The following is a 26,890-nucleotide window of genomic DNA, read 5'->3' as shown; positions in this document are numbered from 1 at the left end:
GTTTTTTTTTCTTGCTGGCGTTCCCTCGCTGCCTTAGATGCCAGATAACTCAACAAATTCGCAAGGCTGCGCTCCTCCTCTTCCGCCCATTCGGAAAGGATTTGATGGACTTCCTCGCTCAATGTAACTGTTGTTCGTTGCTTGGTCATTAGATCGTCGCTCAAATCAGACAGATTTGCCATCAATCATATCCTCTCTGTGTTTTGAAAAGATTTTATACATCAATTATGCTGTTATCTACTTTCTGTGCTAATTTATGTATTAAAACAATAAAAGCTCACTAAAAGCTCAAATTAGGCCTATTCGCCATCAATCATATCTTCCTGGCATCTCAAAAGCATTTTGTACATTAATTATGTTGTTATCCGTATTCTATGCTAATTTATGTAGTAGAACACTAAAAGTTACTGAGAGCAGTCAAAAGATGCTTATAGTTGGCATGTGGTTGTCTTGAGTGTATTTACTTCTTAAACTTAGATGCAGTAAAGCTTTCAACAATCAAAACAAGTGAGGAACCTATGCAGACAGCTCCCCAACTTGCGCCGCATTCCGCCTCTTCTCCCCCAGTTCTGGCAAGGGGATACGACAGCGGCAACGGCAGCATCAAATTAGTAATTGATAATGCTGAAATCCTTATCCCGTAATATTTCTAGGCCTTGCACAGTCAGATTTACGATATTCCAGAGTCGTCTGAAGATAGTTTGATTGAGTATTTGGCAAGCGATCGCTCCGACCTCATCGGTCAGCGTTGGTTAACAGGCCATCCCACCTATCAAAACAATCTCAGGCTATGCACGGACGGTGGATAACCGGGCTGGAAAAGTTAAATACGGCTTGCAGTTGTTCTGGAGTGCGCTGGGTACGTTGCCGCATCGCGCTTGGTGGAATCATCTCGGTCGTAGCAAGCATCCAAGATGCTCAAGCCTTTGGGACAGAACTCAAAGAATCTCTCTGAGGACAGCATAGTATCTGGGTCAACGGTAAGAGCGTGAGCTGGATTGAGTTATCAGTCAGTGCTGTGTTGGAAGAAGGTGCGGGAGCTGTGGTTTCGGCACTAGCATTTAGCACCATTCAACCAAAAACACAGAACATTTTCATTGACCTCGGCAACGGCACGATCATCTCTTCTGTGTTTGGTTTCGGTGAAAGCTCGTTGCCCGAAAAGTCACATTTGGAGATGTCAATGTGCTGATTGAAGCGATCGCAAAAAACATCAACACTCGCCGTCAGCTCATGAAGGAAGGCAATAGATATTTGATTCGAGCTGGCATTGAAAGCGGCTCTTTCGAGTACGGGACAACTGGCTGGAACTTGCGCCAAATTTACAACACAGAGTTGAAGCCTTGGGTGTCCTAAATTGGAACGCTACACCCTACTTCTCTCCTGCCACTAGGTTAAACCATGACAGAAAGGGTCATCACCACTCACCAAAAAGCTCCACCAAATGCCCTCCTTGCTGTGGAGCTATTTGCGGGAGTAGGAGGGTTCTCCCTCGGCGTGAAAGCATCTGGGATAGATGTTGCGTTAGCGATTGATTCGGACGAACAGACCCTCGCTACCTACTCTCAAAACTTTCCCAAAACGTCCACCCACTGTGCTGATGTGCAAGAGCTGACGGGACTGGAGATTCGCCGTTTCCTGGAGCTGTCCCATTGCCAACAAGGGTTAGAGTGGGATGGAAAAATCGCTTTGGTCTTTGGTGGTCCTCCCTGTCAGGGTTTATCCAGAATTGGCAAACGGGATGTGAATGACCCCCGCAATCAACTAATTGCCCATTTCTGTCGCCTGGTCGAAGAACTTCAACCCGTTGCTTTTGTTCTGGAAAACGTCCCCGACTTGCTGCTGCCCAAATACGCCCGTTTAATTGAACCTTTCCTGGAACAGCTACAACAGGCAGGGTATAACACCTGGAGGTGGACACTCAATGCTGAAGAATACGGAGTCCCTCAAAGTCGAAAACGGGTCTTTGTTGGAGGGATTCTCCACCAAGTTTGTCCCTTATTACCAGCAAAAGTATCTCAATTCGTTACCGTTAGGGACGCGATTGGAGACTTAATATTTCTATCAGAAGAAGCGTTTCCCCAACTCTTCGATACTGATGAATTGCAACTAGACGACAAGCAACCAACTCTGGAAGCCCAACCTTCCGAGTATATACTCAAGCTCGAACAGGTATTCCCTTCACCGCCCACAACTAATCCTCATCTGTTCACAGGCTGTTGCTTCACCCGTCACACACCATTAGTGGTTCAACGATTCGAGGCTACCGCACCGGGAACAACAGAGCCAGAAAGCCGTTTCTATCGCCTTAAGTGGGACGGAGTTTCCCGAACTTTGAGAGCCGGAACGGGAAGCGACAAGGGACGGCACACCGCGGCCCGTCCGATTCACCCCACCTATGCCAGAGTACTCACAGTCCGTGAGGCCGCTCGCTTGTCCTCTTTCCCGGATTGGTTCCGTTTTCACTGGACGATTTGGCGGGGTATGAGACAAGTTGGGAATGCTGTGCCACCCCTGTTGGCGCTGGCGGTGGGGAAAGCCATTTATCAATGTTTGGTACAAATAGAGGGTGCAACAGCAATGGAGACAGCCACTTTAACCCCGGCGATTGTCTTTGGCACTGCGGTAAGCGCGATCGCAGACATCTCGCCCATTCAAAAGCTTGCTCCGGGTGAACATCAACTAGACCCCAAACTCCTCAAACCCCACCCACGCAACGCTTCTGTCTATGGCGAGGATGAAAGTGTTTCGGACTTGGTGGAATTGATTGGCAACTCCAACCGGCTCACGCCGCTAATAATTACTCCTAATTTCACGATTATTAGCGGTCATCGGCGCTGGAAAGCAGCCCTTGAGTTAGGGTGGTTGAGCATTCCCGTGATTGTTGAAGAATTCAAGGACGCTCTCGCCGAGCTAGAAGCGCTGCTGCTGGGGAATGCTACCAGGGAAAAAACAATTGAGCAGAAAGTGCGGGAAGGCGCTTTATGGAAGGAAATCGAGCAAGAAAGTGCAAAACTTCGACAGGGAACCCGTCGAGACATCCAGGAAAATTTTCCTGGAAGTTGCGAACAGTTTGGGCAATCTCGCGATCGTGTGGCACAACGAGTGGGGTTGGGTTCGGGGAAAACCTACTCCAAAGCAGCTATTGTGGTTGAGGAAATTGATAAAGCCGTTTCGAGCGGACATCTTGCTCGTGCTAAAGCATTGCGAACTGTTTTGAATCACCAGAGTATAGACGGGGCTTACAAACTGACTCAAAAACCCGTTAACGAGAGCGGCCCAATTTTAGAATTAATTGCGAGTGGAGAGGTTCGCACGAGCAAGCAAGCCCAGTCGTTGCTAAAGAATCGGCAACGGTTAAAAGAGCGATCGCTCCTTTTTCCTCCACAAGGCGAGCATGACTTGTCCAACTTGCTTTCACATCATCTCACCCTAAAGCCAGGAGGTCTTGTAGAGATTTACGCACCAAAACTTTCTGACTGGCATCAGCGCCCTGCCCGTATAGAATCGGTGGATGAGAAGCGGTGTAAGGTGTGGAAGCGAAATGTTGAGACGATGGAGATGGAACTACGCAGCTTTCCCCATGCCGATTTGACTCCTCTCCCCTTATCAGAAGTGCCGTCCCTTCTCGAAATCAACTCGCGCATAGAAGCGTTGTACCAAATCGTAGGTCTAGACCCGTTCGACCGAAACATTTTACAGTCGCTAGAGCGTTGCGTAAGTTTGACTCCAACTGAACAGGAATATTTCAACCGAATTGAGTTGAAATATCAGCAAGGACAACAATCAACCCAGAAGGGGACAGGGAATGGGGAACGGGAGACGGTGAGGAGCGAAGCGTTCCCCGTTCCCTCGTTAAACCCGTCAGTACCTGATGTTACTCCCCTACATGAACACTCAATACCTGTTAGCTCTCCTCAGGAATATCGAATTGAGACGTTTGAGGTTCCTCTACCTCCAACACTCAACGAGATGATTCGCAAAGGTACAGGCGGTTGGCAAGCTTCGGCTAAAGAAAAGCGGCAGTGGACAGAACTAATTGCCTCTTACTGTAAAGGAGCGTATCAGTTTCAAGGAAAAATTTGGCTGGAGTATGTATGGCGAGTCAAGAATTTAGCTCGCGACAATAACAACATTGCCGCTGCGACTAAGTACATTGATGACGGCTTAGTTGAAGCGGGAGTGATAGCGGATGATTCACTCAAATATATCCAATCTCCAGTCTGCCATTGGTACGTTCAAAGTAATCAAGATATGGTTACTGTCAGGATAGCCAACGTGCCGATTTACAATGGAGAGCCATTAACAACAATGGGTGGTTCAAGCGAGTTTCTCACTGCTGTTTCAACCCAAGAGCAATTGTCTACAGGACGGCGGAATGTTCCACCAGCAAGGCTATCTGCCTCAAGTTAAACAGTGGAGAATCCTCAAGAGCTGCTTTTATCAAAGTCGAACTCTATGTCCTACAAAGGTAGTAATGCTCAGCAAGGATGCTAGGAGAGCTAACTGTATCAGTAATTCAGGTCAACGGAATTGATTTGTATTACAAGATTCCAGGTTTCTGCGAAAACGAGTTATTACCGTTCTTCTTAAAAACTTCGATGTTTGGCTCCAGTAGTACAAAGCCGTTTTCACTCGTTTGGTCCATCTTTCCAGCGATCACTATCTAGAATTCGGAGCGCCTAACTCTAGCTTTACCCGTCAGGAGTACCGGAAGTCGAGACAGCGCTCGCTATCTGATCCTGCGGGATTTATAGCACACTACAAAAGGATTGGAACATCACGCGGAGGGGGAGGTCGTTGTGGCCGATCGCCCCAGCTTAGATATTTTCACTCAGTTAATATCCCTAGCAAGTAGGGACTTGAAGCTTGTTACTCAAGGGCAAATTGATTTTATGCTGTTTCCATTCAATTAATTTCCCTAGCGAGTAGGGACTTCAGATTAATAAGATTAATAAGATTAATCAGACAAGTTTTCATTCAATTAATTTCCCTAGCGAGTAGGGACAAATAACCCCTAGCAGACTATGCATTATGCACTCCACAATCCTGTTTCCATTCAATTAATTTCCCTAGCGAGTAGGGACGCGGAAGACTTAAAAGAAGTCCCTTACGACGGCAGAAGTCTACCGTTCCCATTCAATTAATTTCCCTAGCGAGTAGGGACTATACATTACCCTTATCTATGTAGAGGATTTGATCATGAATGTTTCCATTCAATTAATTTCCCTAGCGAGTAGGGACTGTAAGCAATCTTTTGAAAATGTATGTAAAAAGGGAGCTATTAGAGTTTCCATTCAATTAATTTCCCTAGCGAGTAGGGACAATGAGGAATGGATTCGCTGGGCGCGTCCTGTGTGGTTTCCATTCAATTAATTTCCCTAGCGAGTAGGGACTGACAACTGTGTTAGTGAAGCTTGGGTTGCATTAGCTTCCATTCAATTAATTTCCCTAGCGAGTAGGGACGTTTAATTCTCAAATGACAGAATTGATCAAGCGTTACAACAAGTTTCCATTCAATTAATTTCCCTAGCGAGTAGGGACGACACTCGTTGCTATCATGTTGGCTTGTGCCCTCAAGCAGCTTGGGCGGTTTCCATTCAATTAATTTCCCTAGCGAGTAGGGACTAGAGAATTATGTCAAATCTAGACAACGAAGTTAAACAGTATTTGTTTCCATTCAATTAATTTCCCTAGCGAGTAGGGACTTCAAACCTGCCTAATCGAGTCGTTGGATATGACGGAGAATATCAAGGGTTTCCATTCAATTAATTTCCCTAGCGAGTAGGGACTGGTGCGATCTCAACGACGAATCAGAAATGCTCTAGTTTCCATTCAATTAATTTCCCTAGCGAGTAGGGACCCCTCCCTATTGAAACTCTTACACTGCATATTGTCCAATGAGCGCTGGCGAGCGATCTTGTTTTGGATGCAAAAGCTTCTGATTTTCCATCGCTTCCCAAGCTTGAAAACCTTGCTAGGTAACTAATCGAGGGATCTAACGCAAAGTTGGAGCATCTAGCCATTCCTAGAATCCCTCGCACAGCAGCTCAATAATTACTGAACTGAGTACTTGTGGTGTTGAAAAGGCAAAATTTTATTCGTAAAGCTGTTGCAGATTTAAAGCAGCGGCTTTGTGCTTCTCGACTAACTCTTGGGGAGCGAGTACCTTAGCGAAGTACATATACCGATAGACCCATCGGCTAAACTCATCAAATGAGCGTCGCGGCAGCTTTACTGTGTAATCAACATAAGCAAGCTGCCCTGTAGCGTTGTCCTTAGGACCTTTGCGAATATGTTGACGACAGTGGCGGCATTGAGGTTGGCTGAGTAGCCCAATGCTTGATCAGAGTCAGCGGTTATCTCTTTCCCAGAACACCCAACGCCAGGATAACGAACCAACGTTGTCACGAGAAGCATCAACCGTTCAAAGGCAAACTGATCGGTATAGGGGTGAGAAGCGGGAACTGATTTCTTGATCATTGGTTTGCAGCGAGGAACGATCGCTTCATTGGACGCTTTTCTAGTGCGGTTTTCAATGGTTAGTTGGTTGACTTACCGCCAAGATTAGTATGCCTTCCTACGCGATCGCGTTTTTCAATTCCTCGTGTACTTTGAACATGAGGCTGGCTTCTTCTAATGGTGGAGGAAAAGCTTGTTCAGAAATAAAATTTAGACAGTGCAAGACCCTATCTTTCCAATCTAGTTGCGCTGTCGCCTTCCAAGCCTCATAGAGGTCTTCTTTTTTGAAACCTTCTAGCTGATGAAACAAATTGTTTCTCTTATCTAAAAGATCATTTCTAGTTGCTTGGTCTCTAACTTCAGAACAAATCAGTTGTTTGATATATGGATGTTCATCCCATTCTTCTGATTTTTGTTCCTTTAGATAATCAAAAACTCTTCTACCATATAGACCATCTCTCCCATTTCTTTTTGCATAAAGAGTCGCCAATCCTTCCAACGCACGAAAGCTGTGAAACATCGCATCGACAGGACTACCTTGTTCTAATCGAACCCAAGCCAAATAAGCAGATTCATAGCCTGACTGATACCAAGGAAATACACTCACGGATAGCAACTTACGCTTCACCAAAATATTCTTGAATTTATGAAATTCAGCAAAATTCCACTGTTCGCCTGCATCTAACAAATATTTAATACGTTTCTCGTCAGGATTACTTGGAGTTGCCATTGTCAGCCCCAAAATATCCCGAACACCTGAATAGTCATGGCGATCTAGAAGTGCTTTGGCTTCCTGAAGCTGAATCGCTCCCAAATAAGTAGAACGAAAAATTGTATCTGTCTGTTGATCATATTCATTACTAACTAGGAACTCTACATTTGTTCTAAATTGTGCCAAGCTTACAAACTGTATAGCCGATGAAATAGCTGGAGTACCGGCTTGATGGCTGACATAAACTTTATCATTGGCATCTACCTCGATTTGTTCGCTATCAAGCTGATGGCGTAGATTGGTACGAACTAAGTCGAGGACATAGTTCCAGTCATCGAGTCCCTTTTCGCCAAAGGCTGGAAATAGGGGAATCCAGACACATTTTGCATTAGGAAATTTTTCTTTGTCTTGAAAGTACTGCTTTAAAATCTGCTTCAGCGTGCAAGTGTCTTGCCAGTAAGGACATTTCGGCTTCCGCCTTTCGGCGTTACTGTGGAAAATCTCAGATTGGTCGGTTAACAGAACTGTGATCGCATCAAGAGGAGTCTCCTTTAACTGCCCGACAAAGTTATCCAATAGGGGAAAGGTCAAATAGGACAAAATCTCCTTCTGAACCTCTGGAGTACTTGCCTCATAAACCATACCCAAAACCCTTGTTTCAATCCGGTACGGTTCATCTTTGTCTTTGTAGGATTGCTTGGGTTCAAAGGCTATGTTATGGCAATCGGCTTGAACCTCATCGTCATACCAGTAATGCCAAATCTTATCACTTCTTTGTTTTTCAGTACGGTTTTTTTTACGACACTTATTGTCGCTATCAAGTTGCACATCACTACTACCAATCGTGACAATCCAAATATTCATTGATTCTTGTCTCCCCAAAGCTGCTCAAATCCGTAGGGTTTCGTGTTTAAAAATTTCAAAAACTTCTGTGATTCTGGTGAATCATCCGGGAAAATCGTTAGCAGCTCCAGATAGCTGAACGTGCTTTTGACAAGTGGTTTACGTATATCTTCTGGATTCTTGAGTAGGCGCACAACGGGATACATCCGATGCCATAGCCGCCCGACCTGACTCACCCTGCCAGCAAACGCTGTTTTGTAAATCGAACCCTCTGACTGTACACCACGAATTGCTTCGCGATAAGCGCCATGAAACCAACGAATTGCCTCGCTGCTTTCTGCATCTGATGCTTCCCGACCCCACACTTGCACATTTTCTGGATGCCACGCTTCTCGCCAAGTTTGCGCCCATAGCATCGGCTGTGGTGCGACCCCTTGCAATCTCATCCATTCCTGCGCGGCATTCTGCACTTGGTCAATAAAGTCACTGACTTGCTCTAACCGCCATACTTTCACATTACGACGTAATGCTAAATCGCCCAACCAAAGCCAATGGCAACCAATCAGCGCTTTAAACTCATCGTCGTAGTACTCCTCAAAAAATAAGCGATGATCTGCCCGTCGCCAGGATTTTCCGAAGCCTCCAAACACCATTGCAAACTGCATTAGGCTTGCCACCAACTTCTTGAGCGCTGGTTCATGGGTTGGATCGTTGAGCTTTTGTGCCAGATACCAGATTAACTCCCCTTCTACGTCATAGCAGGGCTGAGCATAGGAACCTGTGCCAAAACTGTCAAGTTTTAGATCGGACTCCTGGAAACCCATTCCCAGCAATCCTACGGTTCCCTGACGCCCTTGGATGCCTCCGAATAGGGTGGTCACCAAGCGCTCTGCTTGTAATTGATTGGTCAAGCCACCAAAGAGCCGCAGTGCATGGGCACGCAACGCCGCTCGAAACATATTGGGACGAAATTCACCCACTTGAGTCACTAGCTTTGGAGCTTGTCCCTGACCCTTTAGACGAACCTTGTACAAAACTGGTGCACTACTATCGTGTATCTGTCCATAACCTGCACAAACTCTCGACCCAATTCCCCCAGCTAGAGCGCGATGCCAAATCTCCCAAATCGTCTGCCATTCATTGGGTGAGAGTTCTTCCGTACTGGAAATACCAAAACGCAGGGTAGGCTTGAACAGGGATATCTGAACGAATGCCCCTCCTTCTTTCTCATCGTCTTTCACTTGCCAATTCTGTTGGGGATGGACAATATCTACGAGATTTTGCGTCCAACTGCTATCTATCGGATAACCGCCATGAAAGCGCAGGAGACCTGGTTGCCAGTCGTTATTTGGCAAAGGTTTGCCGCAGTAGCGTTCGGCTTGCTCTGAGGTACAGGCACGACGGAACATTCCCTTCATACTGCTGCCAGGAAGGTAGGGCAACCCTCGCGCTCCAATCACTGGGCGAATCACACCGTCATCTGTCCCACTATTAGTCAGTAAACGCCAAGCAATCGCACAATCCTGGGTTTGCACCTGTTGTGATGGTAGCGACTGTGCCGTTTCCACCCGTGCTATCCATTCATCTGCCCAGCGAACCGCATCAGATTCCTTTCCTTTGACTAACCGCTGAATCTGGCAGCGCCCATCTACTTGTGCCCGAAACATCATCGGCACTTTTTTATAGGCATCAGGAATCGATTTCATCAGCTAGCCTCCCGGTTTTGTACCGTTGCGTCCACCAGACAATGCAGTCACACAGTTGGGTTAAAACTGCAAGTGCCACTCGTTGGTCTTGGATCGGCAATTGCCACAGCTTTGCAGACATCGCCTGGATATCTCCCGTTGGGAGTTCACCCTTACTATTGGGATGTATAGGATCGTTTGGAATCGTGACCCCTGCCTCGTCCATTACTTTTGCTAGAGCATCCCATGTTGCCTTCCAAAACTTTGACTTATTTTCATCTTCTACTTTCTTACCTTTAAGGCGCAAATGCTCACCCCAAAAGCGCTCTAACCCATAAGCCACTGCCATTCGCATTTTGTGGGACTGATTGAGAGATTTTGGATCGCGCTCTCGTGCATCCAGTACCAACTTTTGAGCAGCGCGATCGAGTTCGTAAGATTTCCAACCCATTACTGATACTCTCCTGCTAACGAAACACAACAACGACCAAAACCAATTGACTCCAAACCACCGAAATACAACTCTGAAGAGTAAACGTTTGATGAATTCTCCTGTTCGCCAAACGGTTTCCAGCCCTTTCGTTTCAAAGCAATGGGAAACACTAAAACGCTTCCCTCTGGCAAGGCTTCAGTATTGAAGAAAGCACCGCGCTCGGTATCCACCTTCTTCATTTCATCGAGCAGCTTGACGCGGCTTTGACGATACAGCGCCATATCATGCAGCATGGCAATATCGTTATCACCCACCACCACCAGCTTGTTTTTATCTAAATCTGCTCTAGGCGGAATCCAGTCCGATAAATCCTCTTCATGTTCCAGTTCAATGAACCCTAAATTGAAAAAGAGAATTTTACCTCGTCCTTCCATCTGCCGACCTTCTAAACCTGTCGCTGCGGTGTAAGGGGCGGGGACATCCGCATCAATTTTGGCAATCCGTTTGTATCGCTTGAGCAACAAAGGACAGGTGACAAAAACGACGGGTTGACCGGGGCAAAATACAGGCAACCAAACCAGGGACGCATATTCAAACTTAACCAGCGCTTCGGTGGTGCCGCCATCAGGATGACCATCCACTGATTCATGCCCGTACCAGTAATTGTCATCAATGTCGTTAGAAACCTTGACTTTTTTCTCGTCTGCCTGCTTCTCTAGCCACTTCAACCGAGAAATCGTCTTTTTTGTACCATTCGTCTGTATTTCAATCTCTTGCACATCAGGTGTAGGAACACTAACACCTAACGCTTCAAGCCGCGACTCCAGCCATTGTTGCCGTTGAGGTCGCATATCTGCCCGAAAGCGTCCCCGAATTGAGCTACCGGGAATCATGCCCGTTTGGGTAAACTGGTCGCGAAAAATCAGGTTGAGATTGCCCGTTTCTTCCCCGGCAGTTGCCCCAACATGAACGGGTGCCAGGGTTTCAATTACTCCGTAGGCGCTGTGGTACATGACGGTAATCCTTGAATATCAATGGGTAAACACAAACCACACCCCAAATGCTTGAGGGGAAATCCTTCTTTGGGGAACCACTCGTCGGGAAACTCCCACCAGGTTCGATTGAGGGGGTGTTTGAAAACGTAAACACTGCCTGCCGGAACGGCGTAGCGGCCTCGACTCAGCCGTCCAGTTCGGCTAGGGTCGTAGGACTCATCTACTGTTTCTATCTCTTGCTGAGAATGACCGAGGCGGTAACGGTAAGGGGCGGCTTTATCCGTCAGCATTTTTAGTCCTTGCCGAGGAAAACTCGAATGATGAGGGTAACGGTAGGAGCATTTGTTTGACCCCCAAACGCCAGGTGTAATCAGAGCAAAAGCGTGCTGAATCTTTTGGCTCAGGAGTTGATTAATTTTGTGTTTCTCTGAAAGAGGATGACTTTCAACTTCTACCAGATGACCTTCTCCCCCGAAACGATACCAGCCATTGGGTAACTCATAGTTAGAGAGATACACTAAGCAATAGTCTTCGTGAAATTGCACCGCATTTTCTAAGAACAGTCCATCTTTTTCTACGACGTGACGTTCTTCGGACTTGATTCTAGGATGTAGAAATGAGATAAAATCCCACGGTGCTTTGGCGATCGCTTGCCGTTCTCGGAGTTCATTGGGGGGTAAATTCCAGCTATTAATCGATTGCCAACTATACTCAGGTTTCAACTCTTTATTGGTACGTTCCCATCGATGCTGCCCCAGACACCATTGATTGGATTCTGACGCAACCGCTTCTGATGAATTCGATTTCTTTTTCACAAAAACCCATTCATCATCCTCTTTTTCAGCAATGACGTTATGCCAAGGAATCGGCACAAAAAATTGTTTGGGCGTGTCTTGTTTTGCCCAAAACGGGCCAGAGATGACTAGATAATTTCTCAGTTCTGTGCGGTCAGTAAATTGATGTTCGCGATTGGCGTTGAAAAAAAGTCCCGCAAGTGTAGCCGTATCTGGAGGAAATTTAGCACCCGATTTCCCCACTAAATTCTCTGGAGAGAGAAAGGCTCCAGCACTTCCATACATCAATCCCAACGGCTTAACGGTAATTAAATATTGGAATTTCGACATAACTGCCACCCCACTTGAATGAGATCGTTAATCCAATTCACAATTGCTCGATTGATGTCATTGCTATCTCCGACGATGTCACCCCATCGGCGTTGCTGGGAGAAGGTTTTTCCCGCATCGTTGAAATACAAGTTGAATAGGGAAATGGCAATCTGCTCTTGGGCGGAAATCCCATCCTTTTCTGTTTCTTTTAATCGAATCGCATGACGTGTTTTTAATTGCGCCCAATCGTTGTAAATATGAGTCCAGTTAGGGTCTTGTCCCCAGGTTTTACCATCACGGTCGCGATAAGTTTTCAATATATGCAAGTAATTCCAAGGACAAGTCCACTGCACGTATTGACCGCTATTGAAAACCACTCGAATCGTGACGCGATCGCGTCCCGAACTTTTCGCCCGTTTTTCCGCTTCTCGGCAGTGTTGTAGAATATCGCGTTGTGGCACCTGATGCCCAGCCCAAACAAAGCCCACACTATAGGTAAATTTAAGGTCGAGTTGCTGCTGAATTGTGTTTTGCAGGTCTTTCCAGTGGTTTTCTAGGGTTAATAACCAGTTCAAAGCCTCTATGGGTTTTACTTTCTCAGGCTTTTCTAACTTTTTGGTTTCTTCACTATAAAGGACTCCTAAAAAGTCATCACCACCCGCATAAATCACCCGTCCTTTCCCTTCAGATAACAAATTTCGCTTTGCCTGAAACTCTCTTCCCCAATCCCTCATTAAGTGGGTGAATTTTTTTAAGTTTTCAACCCGTTTATTTGTATTATTTTCATAGCGGCTGGCAAGTTCTTTGAGCTTATCCCCAACCTTGTCACCATCCCCCATAAACCAGCCCGTCCAGTATCCAGCCTCACGGCTGATATCTTTGAACTCTGGGTCATTCTTGTTCTTTTTAAGTTTTTCTATCTTGATGTCATCGGCGATTTTGTCGTAGGTAATTAAACGCTTGACTAATTCGGGAATACTCAGGCGTTCGTTGGGGGCAATGTATTTGCCAATTTCATTGGGTTTAGATTGTTCATACTCTCGCAACTGTTGCAGGGAGAGACTCGGTTTTCCAACTCGGTTATCTGGGTTGTCGAGTAACCAAGATAAGCGTCGATAAAAGAGTTCTTGCTCATCTTGTTCTGGTCTTGTCAGAGTGCGCCCTGGTTGGTTGGACTCTTTCCCTAATTGATGCCACGCGATCGCATCGGTTCCTGTTAAACTTGAACTTTCCCCCATCCAGTTAATTGCAATCCAATCCCGTTTCAGCTTGCGAGTTTCTAAGTCGTCCATCGCGCCTTTGACAGACTCACCGTACCCCCAAAAGATTTCCCAGGTGTAGCTTCCCCATCGTTCCCACTCGCCTTTTTGCTTTCCTATTTGGTCTTCAGTTTGCGACCAATAATATTGGTTTTTGGGGATACCCAGGTTGTTTTCTACCCACGCTCGGCATACTTGTAAGATAGTTTGCCACTCTTTCAAGAGCGTATTTTTTACATCATTGCGATCAAATTTCCCTTCAATTAAAATTCGGTTAGGCATTCCTTCTTGGATAGTCGGTAATCCCGGTGAAATCACTTCTAGTCCTAGAGACTCTGCTTTTTGCACGAGCTTGGAACTCAGAAACGATAAGATGAGCGAAGCTCCATACAAGTCTCGAAGTTTGCGGGATTTTTCGATAAACGCCTGCACGGGGGCAAAGCTGATGGCGGTGTATTCAGGCATGAGTTAGCAGGATTTGCGGCGTACTGATAGGTTTTTTTCAAGGTGAGAGGTTTGGCCTTACCTAGATATCAGATGTGGTTTTTCGCCACATCTGTTGTATCTGCTTAGAATTTGAAAGACTGGAGTGCAGCACAATCTCCAGATTTTTGTTTGCCAAAAAGCTTCTGACACGAATTTATGTCCTTCTGTTGTGTCTCAAAAACACTATAACCAGAGATTCTAGCTAGGAGCTAGAAGTCTCAAGCTATTGAAAGAAAAATTTTTATTACGCCTTAAATGCTTATTAATACTCAACTTGAGGGACTTTGCAGGGTTCTGGGATAAATATCGGCTTTTGCTTGACATTTGACTTAAAAGCGAATAGCACTGCCCCGCTTTAAGAAAAACTGTCCTCTATGAATGATTATCCCCCGACAGCATCGGGGGATTTTTTTGGGTTTGTTGAGTTAAGCAGTACTGCGCCAATTGATTTGGAATTTTCTGCGATCTGCTGGTTGCAGCGGTACTTTGCAACCACATCATTTCCACAGTCCTCGCAATATTTTCTGCTAGTTTCAGAAGTTTTTATACATTAATATACACCGCATTTACTTAACGGTAAATGCGATGTGTATTTGTTTTGCATTTCTTTTTTTAATTTTTGGACTTGGAGCATTCCGGGTTCACCCCTTTATAGAATACTCCGATTAGACAGGCTTTTGTTGCCTGTTGATTTTGGTTATCTGGACTGTGCCTCTCGCGTTAAGAGGGTGCCAGTCCCCCAAATCAACAGTAGTTTTTCTTCTCAGCTTTGTCAATAGTTAGTTAACTTGTTACGGTTAACTCCTTCTTTTTAAGTGCGAAGAATTAGTCCTTTGTAGAACATTCCAATTAGGCAGGATTTATAGTTTCCATTCAATTAATTTTCCCAGCGTGTGTGAAATATGACCGCGCTAGAAGGTATTGCGGAAACTGGCGTGTTTCCATTCAATTCGTTTTCTCAACGAGTGAGAAAGCGTAGTAGCTTTTAGTTCCAAAGGAGTAATCCTAACCTTTCTATTCAATTCGTTTTCTCAACGAGTGAGAAAGAGCCACTGGTTCAAGACTGAGAGCAAGCTTTATAACGGGTTTCCATTCAATTCGTTTTCTCAGCGAGTGAGAAAGTTGGATCGGTAGCTTCGACCCCATGCACTTTGATTTGTTTTCATTCAATTCGTTTTCTCAACGAGTGAAAAAGTTCAACGGGGCAAAGCCAAAATAAGATCGTTTTTCCGTTTCCATTCAATTCGTTTTCTCAATGAGTGAGAAAGCTCTAAATCAGTTAATGCTTACCGATGATTGGCAGGTGTTTTTATCCAATTCGTTTTCTCAACGAGTGATAAAGCCACAACTTTATCTATAGTTGCAGTTCTCTACAGCGTTCGTTTCCATTTAATTCGTTTTCTCAACGAGTGAGAAAGTTTGATGGAAAATTTCACAACTTTATCTATAGTTGGTTTCCATTCAGTTCGTTTTCTCAACGAGTGAGAAAGATAGCTACACTTTGCAAGGGCAATGATAAAGAGTAGTTTACATTCAATTCGTTTTCTCAATGAGTCATAAAGTCTTGCACTAAGCCAAGATCGTCGTCCAAGATGAAAGTTTACATTCAATTCGTTTTCTCAACGAGTGAGAAAGATTGAAGGCGTCCGGGCACGGGTAACGGTCGGGACGTTTACATTCAATTCGTTTTCTCAACGAGTGAGAAAGTCATCACAAAAAATCATGCATAACATCAAAGGATTGTTTACATTCAATTCGTTTTCTCAACGAGTGAGAAAGTCGGAGTCGGCAACCCCTTCTACCTCGCCAGATAGGTTTCCATTCAATTCGTTTTTTCAACGAATGAGAAAGTAGTCCCGCTTGGGCTGGGTACGAGCGCTACGCTCAATCGTTTCCATTCAATTCGTTTTCTCAACGAGTGAGAAAGTCTGGACTTCTTTCCATTGATATGTGCGACCTCATGTTTCCATTCAATTCATTTTCTCAACGAGTGAGAAAGTTAAGCCAGACGGCGCTGGCTAAACGTTACGAAGTGTTTCCATTCAATTCGTTTTCTTAACGAGTGAGAAAGCATAATTTGCTCGACTTACTAACTGATAATTTAGCGTTTCCATTCAATTCATTTTCTCAACGAGTGAGAAAGAAGCGCGAAGGTGTCAAGTGCAGAAGTGTAAATAAATTGTTTCCATTCAATTTGTTTTCTCAACGATTGAGAAAGCAAACTGATGTTCGCAAACTGGTCATCGCTGAATACTGTTTCCATTCAATTCGTTTTCTCAACGAGTGAGAAAGCAAGAAGGCGAACGAGTTACCTACTGGGAACAGTGGGGTTTCCATTCAATTCGTTTTCTCAACGAGTGAGAAAGAGAAAACAAGTCTGCTGTCTGTACAGTTAAAAGCTTGTTTCCATTCAATTTGTTTTCTCAACGAGTGAGAAAGGACAGCGGTTCAATCCATTTTGAAGTGGACGGCGTGTTTCCATTCAATTCGTTTTCTCAATAAGTGAGAAAGTACAGAAATTGTCTCTGGCGGCGAACTGGTATTAGAGTTTCCATTCAATTCGTTTTCTCAACGAGTGAGAAAGTTAACGCAATTAACTCTGGGAAAAAATTCTTCTTTTGTTTCCATTCAATTCGTTTTCTCAACGAGTGAGAAAGAGTCAAGAGATAAAAGAGTGTGCATGGTTGTTATATGTTTCCATTCAATTCGTTTTCTCAACGAGTGAAAAAGCTCCGTTGTTAAACTGACCAACCAGATTGAGAAGCCAGAGTTTCCATTCAATTCGTTTTCTCAACGAGTGAGAAAGGCATGAAAACCAGAGGCACTTTTTATTAGCTGTTTCCATTCAATTCGTTTTCTCAACGAGTGAGAAAGTTCTACGAGGTACAGGTATATCAGGATAAAACGAACAATGTTTCCATTCAATTCGTTTTCTCAACGAGTGAGAAAGATCATTCCCACAACTGAAAACTTCGGTGTAACTATGTTTCCATTCAATTTGTTTTCTCAACGAGTGAGAAAGCAGCAATGTCAGTTGTCAGGGGTTCCAGCTTTTGTAGTTTCCATTCAATTCGTTTTCTCAACGAGTGAGAAAGTATCAGGTGCGCTTGGATGGCAGAGATAAGAGCAAAGTTTCCATTCAATTCGTTTTCTCAACGAGTGAGAAAGCTGTGAGCCAGTAATGCTATAAACTCCACCGGAAGTGTTTCCATTCAATTCGTTTTCTCAACGAGTGAGAAAGAGGAATTTGAAACGGCGACGGACAATATTTAAGAAGTGTTTCCATTCAATTCGTTTTCTCAACGAGTGAGAAAGCCCATCTGGCTTCAGACCAAGGCTGGTGATGATTCGTTTCCATTCAATTCGTTTTCTCAACGAGTGAGAAAGAAAGGTTCTCCCTCTCAGCATCTGCTACAGATGCCCGTTTCCATTCAATTCGTTTTCTCAACGAGTGAGAAAGCATCGAATTTGGCAAGGAAGATTTCGCCTTGTTTGAGTTTCCATTCAATTCGTTTTCTCAACGAGTGAGAAAGCCAAAACGGACGGTTCTTATATACGGAACCGAATCGTTTCCATTCAATTCGTTTTCTCAACGAGTGAGAAAGAAAAGCTGAATTGATCGCAAGAATAGAGGAGTTTGGTTTCCATTCAATTCGTTTTCTCAACGAGTGAGAAAGCCGAGAATCGTCCCCAGTTTACTAAGTTGCTTTTGTTTCCATTCAATTCGTTTTCTCAACGAGTGAGAAAGCAGCGATCGCGGGAGTTACGCTTTCGGGGAATTAAAGTTTCCATTCAATTCGTTTTCTCAACGAGTGAGAAAGCTCAGACGGAACTCCCCGCGCCTTAGCGAGTGCAATGTTTCCATTCAATTCGTTTTCTCAACGAGTGAGAAAGAAACGAGCGTTAGCAGGCTCCTTAAGTCCCATCGCAGGTTTCCATTCAATTCGTTTTCTCAACGAGTGAGAAAGCCCTTCAACAACCCAAGTGTCCTTAATCAAGTAAAGTTTCCATTCAATTCGTTTTCTCAACGAGTGAGAAAGTTGGTAACTACGGGCGCTTGTATTTCGACATCGAAAAGTTGTTTCCATTCAATTCGTTTTCTCAACGAGTGAGAAAGCTTAACCAGTGACAGACAGCCTTGATTTAGGTGCGTGTTTCCATTCAATTCGTTTTCTCAACGAGTGAGAAAGTCGGGTTTATGTCAAAGTTTCCCGTTATCCGGTCAGCTCGTTTCCATTCAATTCGTTTTCTCAACGAGTGAGAAAGAACACCGCTCCTGAGAACTTTATTGCTATTCAGTGGTTTCCATTCAATTCGTTTTCTCAACGAGTGAGAAAGGAAGGTGACTTGTGGCTGGCGAAGAAGCAGTGGGAGTTTCCATTCAATTCGTTTTCTCAACGAGTGAGAAAGTAGAAGAAAAGATCGCAAAAGTTAGCGCCCCTCAGTATCGTTTCCATTCAATTCGTTTTCTCAACGAGTGAGAAAGGCGCGGGAACGGCACTAGAAACAACCTATACCGCTATGTTTCCATTCAATTCGTTTTCTCAACGAGTGAGAAAGGTGCCCTGATTAGATCGTATTCTCCTTGCAATCGCCGGTTTCCATTCAATTCGTTTTCTCAACGAGTGAGAAAGGTGATGAATTTTTAGCCCAGTTTACCGATGGCTTTTGTTTCCATTCAATTCGTTTTCTCAACGAGTGAGAAAGGCGGGCTACCTCGTCTTGGGTGAGCGCCCGCGACCAGTTTCCATTCAATTCGTTTTCTCAACGAGTGAGAAAGGCGAGGAATTCCACTGCAAGAGTCAGAACGCAGAATGTTTCCATTCAATTCGTTTTCTCAACGAGTGAGAAAGGAAAGATGGAATTTATTTCGGTGTTGAACTGGAGACAAAATGTTTCCATTCAATTCGTTTTCTCAACGAGTGAGAAAGCGATCCGCTGTTTTGGTAAGCGCTGCGGATAAATTCGTTTCCATTCAATTCGTTTTCTCAACGAGTGAGAAAGTAGTAGAAAATGCCAATCCGGATTTGTTTTTAAGCTGTTTCCATTCAATTCGTTTTCTCAACGAGTGAGAAAGCACCGTGTGGGCGCAATGCACGGACGAAGTTTGGTTTCCATTCAATTCGTTTTCTCAACGAGTGAGAAAGCTGTTGACTTTGATGATGCTTGGCGATGGATTGGTTAGTTTCCATTCAATTCGTTTTCTCAACGAGTGAGAAAGGTGAGGATTGCGATGGTTCGGGAAAAGATGAATCGTTGTTTCCATTCAATTCGTTTTCTCAACGAGTGAGAAAGTACGTGCTAACTCACGAGCAATTCCCTGATGGCATGTTTCCATTCAATTCGTTTTCTCAACGAGTGAGAAAGTCCGGGCTTTGAAACGCCCTCTGGCTCTTTATTCTACAAGAGAATTTGACGGGTGATTTTTTAACCCCTATTGCAGCCTTCGTTATTAGTACATATTCTCAATTACGCATCAACAGCCACCACCAAAACTCTCTATCGCTCTAGGTTCTAGCGTTTTTGACGGGACTCCCGTTAAATCGCCCCCACTTTCAGCCGTCACAAACGTCTTGTATGGAACGTTACTGAATCCAATTATCTTATTCAGGGGAAGCATCCCAAATGTGCAATTTCAAAAGAGGGTGAAGAAAATTTATATCTAAATGCTCCTCCACGACCGGATTTTAACAAAATGGGATGCTCCCCCATTCAGGCTTCTATGAACCATCACGACTTATTAGTTACTGCCTACTGTTTCAAAAGCCAATATCAAATAAGTAAAACAGTAGAACCATTCATACCCTAATAAATCGCTTCACTGGTCAATAGGCACTGCTTGCTGATTACAACTCCCCGATTCCAAAGCCAATACTTTATTTTCCTTGACCCTGGAAGATAAGTAGCGCTAACTTAAACTTCTATGCCCAAGAAACCCCAACCTCACCCCTATGGCGATCGCCTTTCCTTTGAGCGCATCTTACTGCTGATTGCCACCTTAGTACAATATCCAGGTATCGGTAGCCCCGATTCACACGAATCCTCCTCTCAGGACAAACACCACGAAGCCTTAGAAGCGGTGCAAACCCAACTGCGACAAGTCGCCACAGCCATAGGAATCAACTTTCCAGATGGGTATCCCGCCCTAGCCACCATTCGCAAAGACTTGCAAACACTCCGCGACTACGGCATTTTAGACCGCCGCATGTACCGTTGGGGCTATTACCTCGGCACTGGGGCAATGACCAAAGACCAATTAAAAGTTGCCTTCAATGCTCTTGCATCCCTTGCTCATTATCAAGGCGACCCCCAAGTACGGCAGATTTACCAAACTTTGGAACGACGATTGCGGGGACTAAACCTAGAAGAACAAGAGGATTTCTTTTACCCAGTTCGCGCTTACCTAAACCGTCCCATCATCTATACCGACCCGGATGAGATGATAGCCAAAGGGAAAAACCGCCATTCCCTATGCCACTGTTTGGAGACAGTGGAAAACGCGATCGCGCAGGGTCAAATCATTGAAATCTACCGCCAATCGGAACCCTATCAACAGCAGACTGGCTACCTGCAAATTTATCCGTTGCAATTGTTTTATCATGATATTGCCTGGTATCTTCTTTACGAAGAAGCCCGAACGCCTTCTTTATATACAGACTCTGAAATCCAACATCTAGAAGTCGAACGATTAGACCGTTTTAAAGACTATTGCCGAATTATTCAAAAGCAAGGAAGAGGACAAAAAGCACAGCTTTCTAGCCTCAAACTCGCACAAAAATTGATGAATATCGGCTGGGGTATTTTTTTAGGAAAACCCCAAGAGCAGCAATTAGAACGCTTGGGACATTTACCATTAGAAGAAGTGAAAGTAAGATTTTTTCCCCCAGCGACAACGTTTATTTTAGAAGGGGAATGCCGCCATCCCAGCCAAAAGATTCGCCTTGGAAAGAAGAATAACTCTGGGGAATATGAGTTCGTCGATTACATCGTGAAACTACCCCGTCGTTCCTTCCATGAATTGACACGCTGGATTTATCGACACATGGGGAATGCCCAAGTGCGCTCGCCGCAGGATTTAGTTGAAGAGCATCGTCAAGCCGCTCAATCTTTAGCTGCACGATACAGTTAGTTATTCGTCAAATGTCATTGGTTATTAGTGGAACTTAGACAAAAACCAAGGCGAAAATGGCTTAAAACCTAAATAGAGAAAGACTTTCAGCCCGAATATGCATAAATATTGCATTTACAAAGGTTTCAGGCATTTTTAGGTCATCAACTTCTTTCCCTTGTCCAAAAAGCTTCCCAGCTTTTTTAGAGCCTTGAAGTTTGTTTAAGTCCCGCTAACGGTCTTCTCTGATTAAATTCCCCTGCTCGTCGTACCACTTACACGACAAGTATTTACTGTTGACATAACCGACCCGTCCTGTAACTCGGGAGTTGGGACCCTTAATGACTTTAACTTCATCCCAAACTCCTCCATTCTCGTCAACCGTACCACTCAACGCTTGGACAATATTGCCATTGTTCAACCCCGCAAAGGGTCTACCATTGGGTTGGGGACGCAAGGCTAGCTGTCCCCGTGGCAGCCCCCGTACTGTACAGATAGCAGTTGTGTCATAGAAATCAGCACGGGCTTGGTTGCTGAAAACGGAAATTCCTAGTCCTGTCAAAATTAATAAGCGAACTATTGAAGTGCGTGACATCAAACCTCACTAATCATTGATAAGAGTACATTGCACGCGCAGGAAATCCTCGCGAATCCAACCCTTAGCTCCGCTTCTTGGGAAACCGATTCTATACCAACCATTCCCCTGCCCATCTTGTTCGTAATCCACTTCTGGAGGAGATACAGTCAGAACCTGAACGCGATCGCCTGCCAAGCCGTAACCCAAACTCTTATAATTCGACCCAGCTCCAGAACGCAGCGTAATTCGAGAGTTTGGCTCGTTAGCGGTTAGGGTTGCCCGACATTGAGAACGCTCGTTACCGAAAGTATACTGAGCTAAAACAGCAGGGGTTGGGATGGAAAATGCAGTCGCGCTTATAGCTAACCAAGGTATCAATCTTTTAAATTTCACAAATTCTCTCTCTTGCTTTTGCAAAGGGTGCTTGCTAGTGTTAGTGTTCCCAAAACACCTCTGCTAAATCTCACGAGAAAGCCATCGCGTTAAAAAATCTTGAGGCGGTTGATTTTATCGGAAAAGCCCCTAGCATTAACCCTTCGCTGCGGTTTTAAGCACTTAGCGCGATCGCTTCTGCTGTCGTCTCCGTTTTAAGTCTTCAGCCTGTCAAATATCCACCAGTTCCTCCTCCCACCCTTCACCATTCGATTTAACTAGGTGTTACGCGAGTTTTTGGAGTTCGGAATCCGAAGCGCGATCGCCTTTTAGTAACTCATTAATCCGTTCCACAGCAATTTCAGCATCAGCCACCAGCTTCCTTAGCACCCAGTCGCGGTTACGCAGCGTTTCCTCAATCAGAGATGCGATCGTGGGTACAGAAGGTGGTGCAGTCGATGCAGTCACTACTACCGAAGTCTCAGACAGTGGCGAGTCTTCCTGCTGTTGCTGTTTTTCGATCCAGTTAGCGATCGCTTGCTCTAAACCGACATGAATATCCTGACCCAAACTTTTACAAATTCCCTTGAATTTCAGCAGCCATCTCAAGCGCAATCGCGTCGTCCCCCCGGAAATCCAGTCAATGCCATTCTTAGCTTTGGGTATCAAGTACTGTGGAATCATTTACTGAGTCTGATTGAACTTCAAGGGCTTGATCCTTATCATGCCTGTCTTCACCAGGGAACAGAGCGTCATGCTGCCTTAGCCTCTGACCTAATTGAAGAGTTTCGTGCTGCGATTGTCGATTCTATAACTCTTTACTTAGTCAATCGGGGTGTGATGATTGCAAGCTAAGACTTTGAGTATCACGACGGGAGCTGCTATCTTAATGACTCCGGGCGCAGGAAGTATCTACGAACGTTTCTGCAACGGATGGAGGAATCAATTCAAGCGGAGGATGGAGATCCGCAGCCGCGTTGGGATTCTCTGATGCAGCAGGTGAAGGCTTATAAGCGATGCGTTTATGCTTCCAGTACTCTCTATCAGCCTTACTTAATTCGCTAGGCGATCTTTATGTTATTTTATGTGGTGACTTATGACATCCCTTGTGATAAACGTCGCAGAAAAATATCAAACCTATTAGAGGGGTAGGGACGACGAGTTCAATACAGTGTCTTTGAGTGTGTCTTAGCTCCATCAAAGTACGAGGAATTACGCCAGAGACTTCAAAAGAAAATCAATGTAGAGGAAGATAGTGTGCGTTTTTATCCTCTTTCTCGACACACCCTGAGTCAAGTAGACGTTTGGGGTGGTCTTCCGGTAACACAAGTACCAGGTTCAGTAATTATTTAGCTGTTGTGCGAGGGATTTTACGAATGGCTGGATTCCCTGCTCTAGCGTTATATCCCTCGCTCCCTGATGTAATAAGACTTCCAGCGTTGTGAAGCTATGAGGAATTAAAAGTTTTTGCGCCTCAAACAGGATCTCTCGCTAGCGCTCGCTGGACAATAGGCGGCGTAAGAGTTTCAATAGGGGGGAGTCCCTATTTGCCAGGGAAATTAATTGAATGGAAACGGATCAGATCCTACATTGACATGAAGACCAATACCAAAAAGTCCCTACTCGCTAGGGAAATTAATTGAATGGAAACTAGAAAAAGTCAAACCAACTTTCTACAGTTACATTAGAACAGGTTCCTACTCGCTAGGGAAATTAATTGAATGGAAACGGTCTTCTTTTATTACCAAGCCTAAGCTTTGTCGGGACGCGAAGTCCCTACTCGCTAGGGAAATTAATTGAATGGAAACTCGAATGCTGGGGGGCGAAGCGAAGGTAGAGAGTAACCGGATGCGTACCGGAAAGTCCCTACTCGCTAGGGAAATTAATTGAATGGAAACGCGATCTGTTTTGTGATGTAACTAGGAATGATGTAACAACGTCCCTACTCGCTAGGGAAATTAATTGAATGGAAACATCTTTGATTCCATACCTTTCTTTAAGTTCTTGCAGGACGATGGAGTCCCTACTCGCTAGGGAAATTAATTGAATGGAAAAGGAACAGCTTCGAGGCATTTTTCTAAGTAAAGCTTCTTGTAGTTCCTACTTACTAGGAAAACTAATTGAATGGAAACATCCTTAAAATATCCTCTTTAACTGGCAATCTATGGAGGCTCCTACTCGCTAGGGAAACTAATTGAATGGAAACTTGTTTAGTCCGTTGCCGTCACGGTGGTCTACCATCTTTGGCTTGGTTCCTACTCGCTAGGGAAATTAATTGAATGGAAACCAGATCACCATTGGCCCGCACTTGCGCGGCATTTTAGTCTCTACTCGTTAGGGAAATTAATTGAATGGAAACTAATCCCAACTTACGCGGTGCATTAATTCGCTCGGAGTCCCTACTCGCTAGGTAAATTAATAAAATGGAAACAATCAACAGAAGTTATTGTCTAATTAAACTTAGGATGTCCCTACTCGCTAGGGAAATTAATTGAATGGAAACGCAGATTGCATCATGTCTTGACGCATCTTGTCGAAAGAGAGTCCCTACTCGCTAGGGAAATTAATTGAATGGAAACTGGAATAGTCCATCCGGGAACGGCTGGGAGTTGTTGCGGATTAGTCCCTACTTGCTAGGGAAATTAATTGAATGGAAACACCCCTTCACCCTTGGCAACCTTGAAGGTGTAGATGCTGTTATGTCCCTACTCGCTAGGGAAATTAATTGAATGGAAACATCCACAGCCAGCGACCGCTGGGAATTGCTTTGAGCTGGTCCCTACTCGCTAGGGAAATTAATTGAATGGAAACTCTTTGTTAAACCTTGGCGATAATTTATATCGACTCGTCCCTACTCGCTAGGGAAATTAATTGAATGGAAACAATTCCTGCGGACTCATGCGATCGCCGCTGTCATCAAGTCCCTACTCGCTAGGGAAATTAATTGAATGGAAACGTTTTGATTGCTATATTCACACCTCCACCATTCACAGTCCCTACTCGCTAGGGAAATTAGTTGAATGGAAACTTAAATCATGTAGCCGGATACGGAAAGGTAAGGAATGCCGTCTCTACTCGCTAGGGAAATTAATTGAATGGAAACCCCTCAGTCCGGCTCGCCACGGCTGGAGCGCCCGCGGTGCAGTGTCCCTACTCGCTAGGGAAATTAATTGAATAGAAATGCCCGATCTACCAACTCATCAATTCTGTCTTTTGCGTCCCTACTCTCTAGGAAAATTAATTTTATTGCCCACAGTTCAAGAGGTTCAACAGAGGGTCGAAAGTCAGGACAGCGATCGCTCTCTAGAATTCAAAGCGCCGAACTCTAGCTTCACCCGTTAGGAGGGCCGGAAGTCGAGACAGCGATCGCTATCTAGTCCTGTGCAGTGCCAAATTAAATGACGCTAAGACAATTTCGTGTCGCTGAGCAAAACTCCCTATTGCAGGATACAGAGAGAGTTTGTTCAGTAATTTAGCATTTGGCTATCAGTATTGCTAGCTAGATTGAGCCGATAAAGCAAGCCAGATTTAGCTTTGCCTCTTTAATGACACTGATATGTCTCCATGTCAAATAATAAAGTCACTGTACACTTTGGCTTCATCTCAAAAGCTGGGATGTTTGGCTTTAGCTCCCTACACCAATTTTTTTTAGTTCCTCATTTTACCTTTTTGGGTACGCAAAAAGATAAAATTTTAAATATTCAGCAACGTAAGTATCCATGATTATCACTGTAGCCTCGTTCAAAGGCGGCGTTGCCAAAACCACCTCAGCCGTACACTTGGCAGCTTACTTCCAGCAAAAGGGAGAGACCGTACTAATTGATGGAGACCCTAATCGTTCTGCTAGCGGATGGGCTAAGCGGGGAAATTTGCCTTTTAAAGTGATTGATGAAAGACAAGCTGCTAAGCACGCTAAAAACTTTGAGCATATTGTGATTGATACCCAAGCCAGACCCGATCGAGAAGATTTGGAAGCACTGGCGGATGGATGCGATCTGCTGGTATTGCCCACTACGCCAGATGCTTTAGCCTTGGATGCGCTGATGTTGACCATTGATGAATTGAAAAGCATCGGTGCTGACCGCTACAAAATCTTGCTGACCATTATTCCTCCTAAACCTTCTAAAGACGGCGAGGATGCCAGAGGAACCTTGGCCGAAGCAGGACTGCCTCTATTTAAGACTGGCATCCGTCGCCTTTCTGCATTTCAGAAAGCATCACTGGCAGGAGTTCCTGTTTATGGGGTGGCTGACAATCGAGCCAAGCAGGGTTGGGGCGACTATCAAGTAGTGGGAAAGGAGATTTTGCCGTGAGTCGTTTTAAAGGAATACTAGATGCTGCGAAAAATCGGGAGCCGGAACCCGAAGAAACAAAAAAAAAGGACCCTGAACTTGTTCCAGCAACCGAGACAAAGATGCAATCTCAACAACCCCAGCCTGAAATTAGGCGCGGCAGACCCAAGGGCAAACGCAGCAATCCTGACTACGAACAGGTAACGGCTTACATTCGCCGCACCACCCATCGAGACGTAAAAATTGCTCTGCTGCAACGGGGAGATGATCGTGAGTTCTCCGAGTTAGTAGAGGATCTGTTAACTCAGTGGTTAGAGTGACAACTTAAATATTTAAGTTGTTAAACAATCAAAATCTTAAAAACCTAAATATTTAAGTACGCAAAAACTTTAAAGTCACAACTCAAGGTAGCGGCTAAAACTTGAGTCAATCTAGCCCTAAGAATGAGTTCTCAGTAAAATTCCTGATTTCACGACCATTAGAAGACGGCTAGGATATAGCGCACAACATAGTGTGTGCTATTACGGGCGTGGCACGTTTTGGGGTTTCCGTATTGGATG

19 protein-coding genes, 2 pseudogenes and 3 CRISPR repeat arrays are annotated in these 26,890 nt (G+C 44.7%); of the genes and pseudogenes, 11 read left to right on the top strand and 10 right to left on the bottom strand.

Going from position 1 to position 26,890, the window contains the following annotated elements:
- Positions 1-182, bottom strand: a 182-nt coding sequence (locus NC996_RS20785) for a hypothetical protein (protein ID WP_242037505.1), incomplete at its 3' end; no start/stop codon positions are given.
- A gap of 336 nt (positions 183-518) precedes the next feature.
- Here NC996_RS20785 and NC996_RS20780 point away from each other — a divergent pair.
- Genes NC996_RS20780 through dcm form a run of 6 tightly spaced genes read left to right on the top strand, consistent with a single transcriptional unit; the run spans position 519 to position 4,413 of the window.
- A complete protein-coding gene (locus NC996_RS20780) occupies positions 519-644 on the top strand; it encodes a hypothetical protein (protein ID WP_277879734.1) in 126 nt (41 codons plus the stop codon).
- Positions 645-656: 12 nt separating this feature from the next.
- Positions 657-809, top strand: coding sequence for a hypothetical protein (locus NC996_RS20775; RefSeq protein WP_190684533.1), 153 nt, complete (start codon positions 657-659; stop codon positions 807-809).
- Positions 791-955 (top strand): hypothetical protein, encoded by a 165-nt coding sequence (locus NC996_RS20770; RefSeq protein WP_190684531.1) that lies wholly within the window; start codon positions 791-793, stop codon positions 953-955. The genes NC996_RS20775 and NC996_RS20770 overlap by 19 nt, the downstream gene beginning before the upstream one ends.
- Before the next feature lie 33 nt (positions 956-988).
- On the top strand, positions 989-1,192 hold the full coding sequence (locus NC996_RS20765; protein WP_190684529.1) for a hypothetical protein: 204 nt from the start codon (positions 989-991) through the stop codon (positions 1,190-1,192).
- Positions 1,186-1,356 (top strand): hypothetical protein, encoded by a 171-nt coding sequence (locus tag NC996_RS20760; RefSeq protein WP_190684527.1) that lies wholly within the window; start codon positions 1,186-1,188, stop codon positions 1,354-1,356. The genes NC996_RS20765 and NC996_RS20760 overlap by 7 nt, the downstream gene beginning before the upstream one ends.
- Positions 1,357-1,401: 45 nt before the next feature.
- Complete coding sequence (gene dcm, locus NC996_RS20755; RefSeq protein WP_190684525.1) at positions 1,402-4,413, top strand: DNA (cytosine-5-)-methyltransferase; 3,012 nt, start codon at positions 1,402-1,404, stop codon at positions 4,411-4,413.
- Between the two features lie 413 nt (positions 4,414-4,826).
- Positions 4,827-5,863: a CRISPR direct-repeat array (repeat unit 34 nt; unit sequence TTCCATTCAATTAATTTCCCTAGCGAGTAGGGAC).
- A 717-nt stretch (positions 5,864-6,580) separates the two neighbouring features.
- Here the strand turns inward: dcm and NC996_RS20750 are convergent.
- The 6 genes from NC996_RS20750 to NC996_RS20725 are packed head-to-tail and all read right to left on the bottom strand — an operon-like array spanning position 6,581 to position 13,960.
- Complete coding sequence (locus NC996_RS20750) at positions 6,581-8,038, bottom strand: hypothetical protein (RefSeq protein WP_190684524.1); 1,458 nt, start codon at positions 8,036-8,038, stop codon at positions 6,581-6,583.
- Positions 8,035-9,723: an RAMP superfamily CRISPR-associated protein gene (locus NC996_RS20745; RefSeq protein WP_190684522.1), complete on the bottom strand. Its 1,689-nt coding sequence runs from the start codon at positions 9,721-9,723 to the stop codon at positions 8,035-8,037. The genes NC996_RS20750 and NC996_RS20745 overlap by 4 nt, the downstream gene beginning before the upstream one ends.
- Positions 9,707-10,153 carry a hypothetical protein gene (locus NC996_RS20740; RefSeq protein ID WP_190684520.1) on the bottom strand — a complete coding sequence of 149 codons (447 nt, stop codon included), beginning with the start codon at positions 10,151-10,153 and terminating at the stop codon, positions 9,707-9,709. Before NC996_RS20740 ends, NC996_RS20745 begins: the two co-directional genes overlap by 17 nt.
- On the bottom strand, positions 10,153-11,148 hold the full coding sequence (locus NC996_RS20735) for an RAMP superfamily CRISPR-associated protein (protein ID WP_190684518.1): 996 nt from the start codon (positions 11,146-11,148) through the stop codon (positions 10,153-10,155). Before NC996_RS20735 ends, NC996_RS20740 begins: the two co-directional genes overlap by 1 nt.
- Complete coding sequence (locus NC996_RS20730; protein WP_190684516.1) at positions 11,124-12,254, bottom strand: type III-B CRISPR module-associated Cmr3 family protein; 1,131 nt, start codon at positions 12,252-12,254, stop codon at positions 11,124-11,126. The genes NC996_RS20735 and NC996_RS20730 overlap by 25 nt, the downstream gene beginning before the upstream one ends.
- Complete coding sequence (locus tag NC996_RS20725) at positions 12,233-13,960, bottom strand: type III-B CRISPR-associated protein Cas10/Cmr2 (RefSeq protein WP_190684513.1); 1,728 nt, start codon at positions 13,958-13,960, stop codon at positions 12,233-12,235. Before NC996_RS20725 ends, NC996_RS20730 begins: the two co-directional genes overlap by 22 nt.
- Before the next feature lie 886 nt (positions 13,961-14,846).
- A CRISPR array of direct repeats spans positions 14,847-19,348; the repeat unit is 37 nt; unit sequence GTTTCCATTCAATTCGTTTTCTCAACGAGTGAGAAAG.
- 556 nt (positions 19,349-19,904) lie between these two features.
- Between NC996_RS20725 and NC996_RS20720 the strand changes: the two genes are divergently transcribed.
- The gene (locus NC996_RS20720; RefSeq protein WP_190684510.1) at positions 19,905-21,110 is read left to right on the top strand and encodes a WYL domain-containing protein; all 1,206 of its coding nucleotides are present in this window, start codon (positions 19,905-19,907) and stop codon (positions 21,108-21,110) included.
- A 211-nt stretch (positions 21,111-21,321) separates the two neighbouring features.
- On the opposite strand, the gene NC996_RS20715 is transcribed toward NC996_RS20720, so the two are convergent.
- The 3 genes from NC996_RS20715 to NC996_RS20705 form a co-directional block, all read right to left on the bottom strand.
- The gene (locus NC996_RS20715) at positions 21,322-21,684 is read right to left on the bottom strand and encodes a hypothetical protein (RefSeq protein WP_190684508.1); all 363 of its coding nucleotides are present in this window, start codon (positions 21,682-21,684) and stop codon (positions 21,322-21,324) included.
- Positions 21,685-21,693: 9 nt separating this feature from the next.
- A complete protein-coding gene (locus tag NC996_RS20710; protein ID WP_339380258.1) occupies positions 21,694-22,059 on the bottom strand; it encodes an SH3 domain-containing protein in 366 nt (121 codons plus the stop codon).
- A 264-nt stretch (positions 22,060-22,323) separates the two neighbouring features.
- Positions 22,324-22,722, bottom strand: coding sequence for a hypothetical protein (locus tag NC996_RS20705; protein WP_347277784.1), 399 nt, complete (start codon positions 22,720-22,722; stop codon positions 22,324-22,326).
- Between NC996_RS20705 and cas1 the strand changes: the two are divergent.
- The 4 genes and pseudogenes from cas1 to NC996_RS20685 form a co-directional block, all read left to right on the top strand.
- Positions 22,648-23,103 (top strand): annotated as a pseudogene (gene cas1, locus NC996_RS20700) (CRISPR-associated endonuclease Cas1); the annotation flags it as partial. The gene NC996_RS20705 and the pseudogene cas1 sit on opposite strands and share 75 nt — an antisense overlap.
- A gap of 9 nt (positions 23,104-23,112) precedes the next feature.
- Positions 23,113-23,391 (top strand): annotated as a pseudogene (gene cas2 / locus NC996_RS20695) (CRISPR-associated endonuclease Cas2).
- 186 nt (positions 23,392-23,577) lie between these two features.
- Positions 23,578-25,291: direct repeats of the CRISPR family, unit length 36 nt; unit sequence GTCCCTACTCGCTAGGGAAATTAATTGAATGGAAAC.
- 466 nt (positions 25,292-25,757) lie between these two features.
- Complete coding sequence (locus NC996_RS20690) at positions 25,758-26,351, top strand: ParA family protein (protein ID WP_190684502.1); 594 nt, start codon at positions 25,758-25,760, stop codon at positions 26,349-26,351.
- The gene (locus NC996_RS20685) at positions 26,348-26,650 is read left to right on the top strand and encodes a hypothetical protein (protein ID WP_199303007.1); all 303 of its coding nucleotides are present in this window, start codon (positions 26,348-26,350) and stop codon (positions 26,648-26,650) included. Before NC996_RS20690 ends, NC996_RS20685 begins: the two co-directional genes overlap by 4 nt.
- Positions 26,651-26,890 lie beyond the last annotated feature (240 nt).

It is taken from the genome of Trichocoleus sp. ST-U2 (genome assembly GCF_039961875.1).
In the GTDB taxonomy this organism is placed as follows: Bacteria; Cyanobacteriota; Cyanobacteriia; order Cyanobacteriales; family FACHB-T130; genus FACHB-T130.
The sequence above is the reverse complement of the archived record's forward strand: the minus strand, read 5'-3'. Positions and strand labels throughout refer to the sequence as shown.

What these genes read in the sequence shown, in the direction of transcription:
- NC996_RS20720 (WP_190684510.1), top strand. Translation starts at nt 19,905, where the DNA reads ATGCCCAAGAAACCCCAACCTCACCCCTATGGCGATCGCCTTTCCTTT.
- NC996_RS20750 (WP_190684524.1), bottom strand. Translation starts at nt 8,038, where the DNA reads ATGAATATTTGGATTGTCACGATTGGTAGTAGTGATGTGCAACTTGAT.
- NC996_RS20745 (WP_190684522.1), bottom strand. Translation starts at nt 9,723, where the DNA reads ATGAAATCGATTCCTGATGCCTATAAAAAAGTGCCGATGATGTTTCGG.
- NC996_RS20715 (WP_190684508.1), bottom strand. Translation starts at nt 21,684, where the DNA reads ATGTCACGCACTTCAATAGTTCGCTTATTAATTTTGACAGGACTAGGA.
- NC996_RS20690 (WP_190684502.1), top strand. Translation starts at nt 25,758, where the DNA reads ATGATTATCACTGTAGCCTCGTTCAAAGGCGGCGTTGCCAAAACCACC.
- NC996_RS20770 (WP_190684531.1), top strand. Translation starts at nt 791, where the DNA reads ATGCACGGACGGTGGATAACCGGGCTGGAAAAGTTAAATACGGCTTGC.
- NC996_RS20705 (WP_347277784.1), bottom strand. Translation starts at nt 22,722, where the DNA reads ATGATTCCACAGTACTTGATACCCAAAGCTAAGAATGGCATTGACTGG.
- NC996_RS20730 (WP_190684516.1), bottom strand. Translation starts at nt 12,254, where the DNA reads ATGTCGAAATTCCAATATTTAATTACCGTTAAGCCGTTGGGATTGATG.
- NC996_RS20740 (WP_190684520.1), bottom strand. Translation starts at nt 10,153, where the DNA reads ATGGGTTGGAAATCTTACGAACTCGATCGCGCTGCTCAAAAGTTGGTA.
- dcm (WP_190684525.1), top strand. Translation starts at nt 1,402, where the DNA reads ATGACAGAAAGGGTCATCACCACTCACCAAAAAGCTCCACCAAATGCC.
- NC996_RS20780 (WP_277879734.1), top strand. Translation starts at nt 519, where the DNA reads ATGCAGACAGCTCCCCAACTTGCGCCGCATTCCGCCTCTTCTCCCCCA.
- NC996_RS20735 (WP_190684518.1), bottom strand. Translation starts at nt 11,148, where the DNA reads ATGTACCACAGCGCCTACGGAGTAATTGAAACCCTGGCACCCGTTCAT.
- NC996_RS20725 (WP_190684513.1), bottom strand. Translation starts at nt 13,960, where the DNA reads ATGCCTGAATACACCGCCATCAGCTTTGCCCCCGTGCAGGCGTTTATC.